The sequence below is a fragment of the Streptococcus sp. 544 genome (assembly GCF_013277385.1).
Classification (GTDB): domain Bacteria; phylum Bacillota; class Bacilli; order Lactobacillales; family Streptococcaceae; genus Streptococcus; species Streptococcus mitis_BA.
Genome location: NZ_VMMU01000030.1, coordinates 1 through 1,043, shown reverse-complemented (window position 1 = coordinate 1,043; position 1,043 = coordinate 1). Strand labels below are relative to the sequence as shown.

General features: G+C 41.2%; 1 protein-coding gene, 1 tRNA gene and 1 rRNA gene. 1 reads left to right on the top strand and 2 read right to left on the bottom strand.

Annotated features, from left to right (window positions below; all coding sequences use genetic code 11):
- Positions 1-221 (bottom strand): 16S ribosomal RNA (locus tag HT728_RS09880); the annotation flags it as partial.
- A 242-nt stretch (positions 222-463) separates the two neighbouring features.
- Positions 464-535, bottom strand: a tRNA-Glu gene (locus tag HT728_RS09875).
- 190 nt (positions 536-725) lie between these two features.
- On the opposite strand from HT728_RS09875, the gene HT728_RS09870 reads away from it, so the two are divergent.
- On the top strand, positions 726-1,043 hold a 318-nt coding region (locus HT728_RS09870), incomplete at its 3' end, for a helix-turn-helix domain-containing protein (protein WP_173235022.1).

Here is a 1,043-nt window from a genome sequence, read left to right as displayed (position 1 = left end):
TGCAATTGCACCTTTTAAGTAAATGTCATGCAACATCTACTCTTATGCGGTATTAGCTATCGTTTCCAATAGTTATCCCCCGCTACCAGGCAGGTTACCTACGCGTTACTCACCCGTTCGCAACTCATCCAGAGAAGCAAGCTCCTCCTTCAGCGTTCTACTTGCATGTATTAGGCACGCCGCCAGCGTTCGTCCTGAGCCAGGATCAAACTCTCATTAAAAGTTTGAGTTCTCACTCATTTCTGTCACTGACAGATTTATTGTTTTTTCATTGTTCAGTACTACAACCAAGGTTGTAGTGCCCTGCACATTGGTTCGTCTTGTTCAGTTTTCAAAGGTCTTTGTCACTTACTTCTCTCAAGCGACAACTATATTAGTATATCACAGTCGCTTTCGCTTGTCAACACTTTTTTGAAACTTTTTTAATCTTTTTTTCATCAAGTGCTTCAACCGCAACATACCATAGTCCGTACGGGATTCGAACCCGTGTTACCGCCGTGAAAAGGCGGTGTCTTAACCCCTTGACCAACGGACCAGAGTTGTTATTTTCAACTCTTACTATTATACCGACTTTTCTAACTTTGTCAACACCTTTTTTAAACTTTTTTTACTTTGTAACTTCTCAAAGTAACTTCCACTTGCCTGACCAAAGTGGAAATTAGTCTAAAACGGATTTTTATGGTGGAATTAAGTGTGAGACGTTTGAGTTAGAAACGAGGTCTACTATGACAAAACATAAACACCTTACCCTTTCAGACCGTAATGATACCCAACTAGGCTTAGAGCGCGGTGAAACCTTCAAAACTATCGGACAATCCATTCTAAAAGACCCAACTACTGTCTCCAAAGAGGTAAAACGAAACAGACAAGTCCGAGAGTCTACTTGTGATAACCTCCCTTGCCCTCTGCTCGACAAAGCTCCCTTTGTCTGTAACGGATGCCTTAAAAGAAGACAGAATTGTGGCTATAAGAAGATTTTATACCTCGCTAAGCAAGCTCAAAAACAATACGAACAAACTCTTATCGAAGCTCGTGAAGGAACT